8 protein-coding genes and 1 pseudogene are annotated in these 8813 nt (G+C 73.9%); 6 read left to right on the forward strand and 3 right to left on the reverse strand.

Annotation, left to right across the window (positions count from 1 at the left end; translation table 11 throughout):
* From JFN87_RS29735 to JFN87_RS29745, 3 genes and pseudogenes are all read right to left on the reverse strand, one after another.
* A pseudogene (locus tag JFN87_RS29735) lies at positions 1 to 588 on the reverse strand (hypothetical protein); the annotation flags it as partial.
* Between the two features lie 10 nt (positions 589 to 598).
* The gene (locus JFN87_RS29740) at positions 599 to 853 is read right to left on the reverse strand and encodes a MoaD/ThiS family protein (protein WP_209345081.1); all 255 of its coding nucleotides are present in this window, start codon (positions 851 to 853) and stop codon (positions 599 to 601) included.
* Between the two features lie 53 nt (positions 854 to 906).
* The gene (locus JFN87_RS29745; RefSeq protein ID WP_209345069.1) at positions 907 to 1869 is read right to left on the reverse strand and encodes an alpha/beta hydrolase family protein; all 963 of its coding nucleotides are present in this window, start codon (positions 1867 to 1869) and stop codon (positions 907 to 909) included.
* 259 nt (positions 1870 to 2128) lie between these two features.
* On the opposite strand from JFN87_RS29745, the gene JFN87_RS29750 reads away from it, so the two are divergent.
* The 6 genes from JFN87_RS29750 to mshD all read left to right on the forward strand — a co-directional run bounded on the left by JFN87_RS29750 (position 2129) and on the right by mshD (position 8749).
* Positions 2129 to 2833, forward strand: coding sequence for a response regulator transcription factor (locus JFN87_RS29750; RefSeq protein ID WP_209345071.1), 705 nt, complete (start codon positions 2129 to 2131; stop codon positions 2831 to 2833).
* A gap of 164 nt (positions 2834 to 2997) precedes the next feature.
* Positions 2998 to 4032, forward strand: coding sequence for a LacI family DNA-binding transcriptional regulator (locus JFN87_RS29755; RefSeq protein ID WP_209345073.1), 1035 nt, complete (start codon positions 2998 to 3000; stop codon positions 4030 to 4032).
* Positions 4033 to 4150: 118 nt separating this feature from the next.
* Positions 4151 to 5404 carry a S1C family serine protease gene (locus JFN87_RS29760; protein WP_209345075.1) on the forward strand — a complete coding sequence of 418 codons (1254 nt, stop codon included), beginning with the start codon at positions 4151 to 4153 and terminating at the stop codon, positions 5402 to 5404.
* 110 nt (positions 5405 to 5514) lie between these two features.
* The gene (locus tag JFN87_RS29765) at positions 5515 to 6261 is read left to right on the forward strand and encodes a response regulator transcription factor (RefSeq protein ID WP_209345077.1); all 747 of its coding nucleotides are present in this window, start codon (positions 5515 to 5517) and stop codon (positions 6259 to 6261) included.
* On the forward strand, positions 6258 to 7730 hold the full coding sequence (locus JFN87_RS29770; protein ID WP_245182527.1) for a sensor histidine kinase: 1473 nt from the start codon (positions 6258 to 6260) through the stop codon (positions 7728 to 7730). The genes JFN87_RS29765 and JFN87_RS29770 overlap by 4 nt, the downstream gene beginning before the upstream one ends.
* A 98-nt stretch (positions 7731 to 7828) precedes the next feature.
* Entirely contained in the window at positions 7829 to 8749 is a 921-nt protein-coding gene (gene mshD, locus JFN87_RS29775; protein ID WP_209345079.1) for a mycothiol synthase, read from the forward strand.
* The last annotated feature ends 64 nt before the right edge of the window (positions 8750 to 8813 follow it).

An 8813-nucleotide genomic window follows, 5' to 3' on the forward strand; every position in this document is an offset into this window, starting at 1 on the left:
CCCCCCCCCCCCCCCCCCCCCCCCCCCCCCCCCCCCCCCCCCCTCTCCCCGCCGAGCCCGCCCCCCCAGCCCCTCCGCTGCCCGGACCTCAGCCCCGTGCCCTCCCGTCCCCGTGCCGGCCCCGCCGCCCGCCCCCCCGCCGGAGCCCGGGCCCGGCGCGGGGGCGGGCGGCGCGCCCTGCACGGGGACGTAGGCCGTCTCCTCCATCGCCGAGACCTGCGGGCCCCCGGCCGCGTACGCCGTGTACGGCCGCCCCTGCTCGGCCGGCGCGGCGGGGCGGTGGCCCTGGTGGCCGTGGTGGCCCTGGTGGCCGTCCACGATCGGCTGGGACGCGGTGTCCCAGGTCTGGCCCTGCCACACCTGGGTGGCCTCCATGTCCTGGCCCTGCGCGCCGTAACCCTCGTAGCCCCCGTAGCCCCCGTAAGGGGCGCCCTGCGCGTCGTACGGCTGCGGGCCGTAGCCCTGCGGTGCCTGCTGGGCCTGCGGCTCGTACGCGTACGGGTTCGGGTTCGGCGCCTGCGGCTGCCGGTGCCTGCCTTCGCGCTGCGGCTCGTTCGGTGCGTACGGGTACTGCTGGTCGCTGCTCATGCTCTGCGCTTCACCCTCCTGCGAACGGCGGGAGCACCTCGACCGTGCCGCCCTCGGCAAGCCGTACGGTCTCATGCCCGCGCTTGCCCACGGGCCGGCCGTCGACGAGGAAGGAGCACCTCTGCAGGACACGCACCAGCTCCCCCGGGTGCCTCTCCCGCGCTGCCGCCAGCGCCTGAGCCAGATCGTCGGCCGTGTACGGCTCCTCCGCCACGCCCGCGGCCGCCTTCGCCGCGGCCCAGTAGCGGATCGTCCCCGCTGCCATCGCCGCACCTCCTTCGTCGGCCTCCATGATGGCCGACGACGCGACGTGGTCGGTCACGCCCGCCCCTCGGCCCGGCCCTCGACGGGCGCTGCGTCCCCCGACACCTCCACGGGCGCTTCCACGCGCCCCGGCGCGTGCGCGGACGCCCACGCCGCGATGCGTGCCAGCAGCGGCTCTCCGGCCGCGTTCTCCGCGTGGCCCATGCCCGGCTCGATCCACAGCTCCGCCGCGCCCTCGGGTGCGGCGGCCGCGAGGGAGCGCGGGTGGTCGAGCGGGAAGTACGGGTCGCGGTCGCCGTGCACGACGAGCAGCGGGACCGGCGCGATCATCGGCACCGCGTCGACCGGCGGCAGCGGGACCGGGTCCCAGTCGTGCTGGTAGATGCGGGTGTGCAGGCCGAGGCGGCCGACGACCCGGCCGACGCGCCGCGTCACCACCCAGTTCAGCCGGCGCATCGGTGCCGTGCCGCGGTAGTACCAGCGTGCCGGGCCGCTGACGGAGACCACCGCGTCCGTCCGCGCGTCGGAACGGTCGCGGTAGAGCGCGGCGTGCCGGACGACGACCGAGCCGCCCATCGAGAAGCCGACCGTCACCACGTGCCGGTGGCCGAAGGAGCGCGCCCAGCGCACGGCGGCGGCCAGGTCGAGCACCTCGCGGTCGCCGACGGTGGAGCGCCCGCCCGAGCCGCCGTGGCCGCGGAAGGTGAACGTGACGACCGCCGCACTACGCGCGAAGACCTCCGCGGCCCTGCGCACGGCGGGCCGGTCGACGGACCCCGTGAAGCCGTGCGCCACCACGATGACGGCGCGCTCGGCGACATCGCCGTCCACACCCCCGCCACCTGCGGGGTCGGTTCTCGCGCCGGCCTCATCGCCACCGGCCGCGTCCGCCGCGCACGGCGTGTACACCGCCTCGACACGGACGCCGTCCTCGGTGCGCAGCAGCGTACGCACGCCGCCCGGCGGGCCGGTGCGGGCGGGTGATCGGCGGGATCGGGCTGCTGACACGGAACGCATGTGGGCTATTCTGCTGGGAAGAGGATCCGGGCGACGCAGCCCCCGGGTCCTTTTGTGTTTTCTGCTTCTTAGTACAGACATTTGTTGTCACAGGCAGAAGGAATTGCCCCCATCGCAGGGACCGAGGAGGAACCGACGTCATGGGCAAGCGATCCAGCGACCCTCACTGTCCGAACCACCTGAACACCGCACACCACGCGCACCGACCGGGCGGGGCGTGTCCGGCCGGGCGCCGGCCGGCCGGGGCGGGTGGGCGCCGATGAGCTCGCTGCTGCTGCTGACCAACGCCCTCCAGCCCTCCGCCGAGGTGCTGCCCGCGCTCGGCCTGCTGCTGCACAACGTGCGCGTGGCGCCTGCCGAGGGCGCCGCTCTGGTGGACACCCCGAGCGCCGACGTGATCCTCGTCGACGGCCGCCGCGAGCTGCCGCAGGTGCGCTCGCTGTGCCGGCTGCTGCGCTCCACGGGCCCCGGCTGCCCACTGCTGCTCGTGGTCACGGAGGGCGGCCTCGCCGCCGTCTCCGCCGACTGGGGCATGGACGACGTGCTGCTCGACACGGCCGGCCCGGCCGAGGTGGAGGCCCGGCTGCGACTCGCGACGGGCCGCAGCCAGATCACGGCGGACGACGCCCCGCCCGAGATCCGCAACGGCGACCTGTCGGTCGACGAGGCCACGTACAGCGCGAAGCTGAAGGGCCGCGTGCTCGACCTGACGTTCAAGGAGTTCGAGCTCCTGAAGTACCTGGCGCAGCATCCGGGCCGCGTCTTCACGCGCGCCCAACTGCTCCAGGAGGTCTGGGGCTACGACTACTTCGGCGGTACGCGCACGGTCGACGTCCACGTACGCCGCCTGCGCGCGAAGCTGGGCCCGGAGCACGAGTCCCTGATCGGCACGGTGCGCAACGTCGGCTACCGCTTCGTCTCCCCGGAGAAGCCGGAGTCGAGCGACAGGATGGCGATGGCCTGACGCGCATGACGCGCATGACGCCCGCCACGGGCCGGTGGGCGGGCACCCGTCCCGCGGCGCGTCGAGAGCGCCGGCGAGGGCGCCCGGCCGCCGGGCCCGTGGGGCCCGATTGGGTGGGCGGGAGGGCTGGCGTGGGGGCGTGTCATCCCGCGTAGACTCCGTGCGTGGCCAAGGTGACGCGGGACGATGTGGCGCGACTGGCGGGTACTTCGACCGCGGTCGTCAGCTATGTCATCAACAACGGACCCCGGCCGGTCGCACCGGCCACCCGCGAGCGCGTACTCGCCGCGATCAAGGAGCTGGGGTACCGGCCCGACCGGGTCGCGCAGGCCATGGCGTCCCGGCGTACCGACCTCATAGGGATGATCGTCCCCGACGCGCGCCAGCCGTTCTTCGGCGAGATGGCGCACGCCGTCGAACAGGCCGCCGCCGAGCGCGGGAAGATGGTGCTCGTCGGCAACTCCGACTACCGCGGCGAGCGCGAGGTGCACTACCTGCGCGCGTTCCTCGGGATGCGGGTGTCGGGCCTCATCCTCGTCGCGCAGGGTCCTAGCGAGCGCGCGGCGGCCGAGATCGACGCGTGGGACGCGCGCGTGGTGCTGCTGCACGAGCGCCCCGAGTCCATCGACGACGTCGCCGTGGTGACGGACGACGTCGGCGGCGCCCAGCTCGCCACCCGCCACCTCCTGGAGCACGGCCACCCGTACGTCGCCTGCCTGGGCGGCACGGAGGACACGCCGTCCGTGGGCGACCCGGTCGCCGACCACGTCGAGGGGTGGCGGCGCGCCATGCGGGAGGCCGGCAGGCCCATCGAGGGGCGGCTGTTCAAGGCCCCCTACAACCGGTACGACGCCTACCGGCTCGCGCTCGGCCTGCTGTCGGGCCCCGACCGTCCGCCCGCCGTGTTCTGCGCGACGGACGACCAGGCGATCGGCGTGCTGCGCGCCGCGCGCGAGTTGCGGATCGACGTGCCGGACGGGCTCGCCGTCGCCGGGTTCGACGACGTGAAGGAGGCGGGCCTCACCGACCCGCCGCTGACGACCGTGTCGTCCGACCGGCCCGCGATGGCGCGTGCGGCGGTCGACCTCGTGCTCGACGACGGCCTGCGGGTCGCGGGCGCGCGCCGCGACGGCGTGTACGGGCGCGTGCGGCAGTTCCCGTCGGCGCTGATCGTGCGGCGGTCCTGCGGCTGCGCGTGAGCCTTGGGCGCGGGTCCGCGCCCCGCGCCGGGGTCTTTATATCGGGCATACGAGGTTCTGTCGGGCTTCTCACAGCGCCCTCATAGTGTTCTCATCCAACAGTCCGACAGTCGTAGACATGACGAACTTCTTCGGGCACCGCGACAGCCACAACAGCGACGACCAGTCCTTCGGCGAGCGGCCTGAGCAGGCGCAGCACGAGCCTCACCAGGCACCGCAGCAGCCGTACACGTCATCGACCGGCACCGCGTCGGGCACCGCCTCGGGCACCCCGTCGGACACTCCGTCGGCGGAGGGCCACACGGCCGAGCACCCCACGGCGGCCTTCTCGGCCCCCTCAGCGGGCCAGGGCCAGGGCCAGGGCCAGAACGAGGGCCAGGACCGCACCGCGCACTTCCCGCCGCCCCCCGCCTACGCCCCCGGGCACGGCGCGCACACCGCGACCCGCAGGCGCCTGCGCGGCCCGGTCGCGCTCGTGGCGTCCGTGGCACTCGCCGCGGCCGTCGTCGGCGGCGGCGTTGCCACCGTCCTGACGAACGCCGCGAACAACGACCCGAACGCCAGCACCACCGTCGGCGTCAGCGGCACGACCGTCTCGCAGAGCAGCAAGGGCACCGTCGCCGGCGTCGCGCAGGCCGTGTCCCCGACGATCGTCGAGATCACAGCGGACTCCCAGGCCGGCGAGTCGATCGGCTCCGGCATCGTCATCACGTCCGACGGCCAGGTCGTCACCAACAACCACGTCGTGGCCGGCGCCTCGCAGATCAAGGTCAAGATGAGCAGCGGCAAGACGTACACCGCGAGCGTGATGGGCACCGACCCGGCCAAGGACCTCGCGCTCATCAAGCTCGAAGGCGCCAGCGGCCTGAAGACCGCGAACCTCGGCAACTCCGACGACGTGCGGGTGGGCGACCAGGTCGTCGCGATCGGCTCCCCCGAGGGCCTGTCCGGCACCGTCACCAGCGGCATCATCTCGGCGCTCGACCGCAGCGTCACCGTCCCCGAGGAGGACGGCAGCAGCCAGTCGCAGAGCCGGCAGGGCGGCGGCAGCCTCTTCGGCGGCGGCGGTGGCGACAACTGGCCGTTCGAATTCGGCGGCCGGCAGTTCAACGGCGACACCGGCAGCCAGACCACGACCTACAAGGCCTTCCAGACGGACGCGTCCCTCAACCCCGGCAACTCGGGCGGCGCGCTGATCGACATGAACGGCGACATCATCGGGATCAACTCCGCGATGTACGCACCGTCATCGAGCGGCAGCTCCAGCAGCTCGAGCTCGGCCGGCAGCGTCGGCCTCGGCTTCGCCATCCCGATCAACACCGTCAAGGCCGACCTGGGCAACCTGCGCGACGGCGGCAGCTCCGCCAACTGAACAGGCGGCGGTCCCGCCGGCCGAACACACGAGAGGACGAAACCCCCGTGGCCGACTCCGTTACCTTCGGATACGACAAAGAGGGTGTGGACGGACGAGGGAGCAGCGATATGAGTCCCGCCGAGGCGGATCCGCAGCGGATCCTGATCGTCGACGACGAGCCCGCCGTGTGCGAGGCCCTTCAGCGGAGCCTCACGTTCGACGGGTACGGCACTGAGGTCGCCGTGGACGGCTTCGACGCCCTCGCCAAGGCCGAGTCCTACGAGCCCGACCTGATCGTCCTCGACATCCAGATGCCCCGGATGGACGGCCTGACGGCCGCCCGCAGGCTCAGGAGCGGCGGCTCCCGGGTGCCGATCCTGATGCTCACCGCGCGCGACACGGTCGGCGACCGGGTCACCGGGCTCGACGCGGGCGCCGACGACTACCTGGTCAAGCCGTTCGAGCTGGACGAGCTCTTCGCGCGGATCCGCGCCCTGCTGCGCCGCAGCTCGTACGTGGCGACGACGGCCGGCGCCACGGCCGTGCCGGAGGACGACGTGCTGTCCTTCGCCGACCTGCGGATGGACCTGACCACGCGCGAGGTGACGCGCGGCGAGCGCCGCGTCGAGCTGACGCGCACCGAGTTCACCCTGCTGGAGATGTTCCTCGCGCACCCGCGCCAGGTACTCACCCGCGAGCAGATCCTCAAGGCGGTGTGGGGCTTCGACTTCGAGCCGAGCTCGAACTCGCTGGACGTCTACGTGATGTACCTGCGGCGCAAGACGGAGGGCGGCGGCGAGCCGCGCCTCGTGCACACCGTGCGCGGCGTCGGCTACGTGCTGCGCGCCGACACGGCCCCCGGCGGCACGGCATGACGTTCCCCACCCGCTCGACCGGCTCGCACCTGGCCTGGTCGGAGGCGTCGATGCGGCGCTTTCGCGCGTTGCCGATCCGCTCCCGCATGGCCCTGCTGGTGGGCGCGGCCGTGGCGATCGCGGTCGCGGCGATGGCGGTGGCGAGCTGGCTGCTCACCCGCGCCCAGCTGCAGAACGAGCTGGACACCTCGCTGCACAACACCCAGCCGCCGAACTCCCAGGTCATCGACGCCCTGAAGAGCTGCGGGTCGGGGGGCGGCAGCGCCGGGCCGAACGAGAAGAACTTCGAGTACTCGCAGGTGGTGTTCGCCAACGGCGAGCGCTGCGTCGTCTCGTACTCGCAGCCGGTCAAGGTGACCGAGGCCGATCTCGACGTGGCCAAGCAGATGGAGCACGGCCGGTACGCGAGCACCACGCACGACAGCACGACCGACAGCGGCCAGCAGGTGCGGGTCAACACCCGGGTGCAGAACCTCGGCCCCGCGGGGTTCGCGGCCGTGTCCGTGTCCCGGCCGCTGCACGAGATCCAGGCGTCGCAGAACCGCATGGCGCTGCTGCTGACCCTGCTCGCGGGCATCGGCGTCGTCGGCGCGGGCGCCGCGGGCCTGTGGGTGGCGCGCACCGGCCTGCGGCCCGTCGACGGGCTGACGCGTGCCGTCGAGCACGTGGCGCGCACGGAGGACCTGAGCGTGCGCATCCCCGTCGACGGCGAGGACGAGATCGCGCGTCTCTCCCGGTCGTTCAACTCCATGACGGCCGCGCTCGCCTCCTCGCGCGAGCGCCAGTCGCAGCTGATCGCCGACGCCGGGCACGAGCTGCGCACGCCGCTCACGTCACTGCGGACCAACATCGAGCTGCTGGCGCGCAGCGAGGAGACCGGCCGGGCCATCCCGCCGGAGGACCGCAAGGCGCTGATGGCGTCCGTGAAGGCGCAGATGTCGGAGCTCGCCGCGCTGATCGGCGACCTCCAGGAGCTGTCGCGGCCTGACGCGCTGGCCGCGAGCCAGGTGCAGGTCGTGGCGTTGCACGAGATCGTCGAGCAGGCGCTGGGCAGGGCGCGGCTGCGCGGCCCCGACCTGGTCATCGACGCGACGATCGCCGGCTGGTACGTGCGGGCCGAGCCCGCCACGCTGGAGCGCGCCGTCGTCAACGTCCTCGACAACGCGGTCAAGTTCAGCCCGAAGGGCGGCACGGTCGAGGTCGTGCTCGACGGGCAGGGCCGGCTCACCGTGCGCGACCACGGGCCCGGCATCCCGCCCGAGGACCTCCCGCACGTCTTCGAGCGGTTCTGGCGCTCCCCGTCCGCGCGGTCGCTGCCGGGCTCGGGGCTCGGGCTCGCGATCGTGGCGCGCACGGTCCAGCAGGCGGGCGGCGAGATCTCGCTCGACCCGGCGGACGGCGGCGGCACGGTGGCCCGGATCAGGCTGCCCGGCGCCCCGACGCCACCGCCTGACATGCCGGAGACCTGACATGCCGGGGACGCAGGGCCGCCTGCGGTGGAGCCCGCCCGGGGTGACGGCGGGGGTGACGTCGGGGCCCGCGCGCCGGGGCCCCGTACCCTCGTCGCATGACTGACGCAAGCGCTCGCGAGCCCGCACGGCACATCGAGATCCTCGACGCGCTCACGCCCGCACAGGCCGACGCGGTGCTCGGCCTGCTGGCCGACGCCGCCTCGTCCGACGGCATGCAGGCGGTCTCGGAACAGGGCAGGCTGCAACTGCGCGGCGGACACCGGGAAGGCGTGCGGCACTTCCTGCTGACGGCCGGCGACGACATCGTGGGGTACGCGCAGTTGGAGGACACGGACCCGGTGGAGGCGCCGGCCGCGGAGCTCGTGGTGCACCCCTCGCGCCGCGGCCGCGGCCACGGACGCGCCCTGGGCGACGCGCTGCTGGCCGCGTCGGGGCGGCGGCTGCGGATGTGGGCGCACGGCGGGAAGCCGGCGGCGCGCCACCTCGCGCAGGTGCTCGGCCTGACACTCTTTCGCGAACTGCGCCAGATGCGGCGGCCGCTGACGCCGGACGACACCCCGGAGCCGTACATGCCCGCGGGCGTCTCGTTCCGGACGTACCTGCCGGGCAAGGACGACGCCGCGTGGCTCGCGGTGAACGCGGCGGCGTTCGCGCACCACCCGGAGCAGGGCGGCATGACCCAGCGCGACCTGGACGACCGCAAGGCCGAGCCGTGGTTCGACCCGAAGGGCTTCTTCCTCGCGGAACGCGGCGGCGAGCTCATCGGCTTCCACTGGACGAAGGTGCATGCCGAGGAGCGCCTCGGCGAGGTGTACGTGGTGGGCATCAGGCCGGACGCGCAGGGCGGCGGCCTCGGCAAGGCCCTGACGGCCATCGGCCTGCGCCACCTGGCGGCCGAGGGCCTGCCGACGGCGATGCTGTACGTGGACGCGGACAACGAGGCGGCGGTCGGCGTCTACGAGGGCCTCGGCTTCACGACGCACGAGACGGACCTGATGTACCGCACGGAACTCTGACCGCCGCGGGGCCGCGGGCCGCGCACCGCGCCCGGGGCGCCGCGCCGCGCACCGCGCCCGGGGC

This window comes from Streptomyces montanisoli, assembly GCF_017813245.1.
In the GTDB taxonomy this organism is placed as follows: domain Bacteria; phylum Actinomycetota; class Actinomycetes; order Streptomycetales; family Streptomycetaceae; genus Streptomyces; species Streptomyces montanisoli.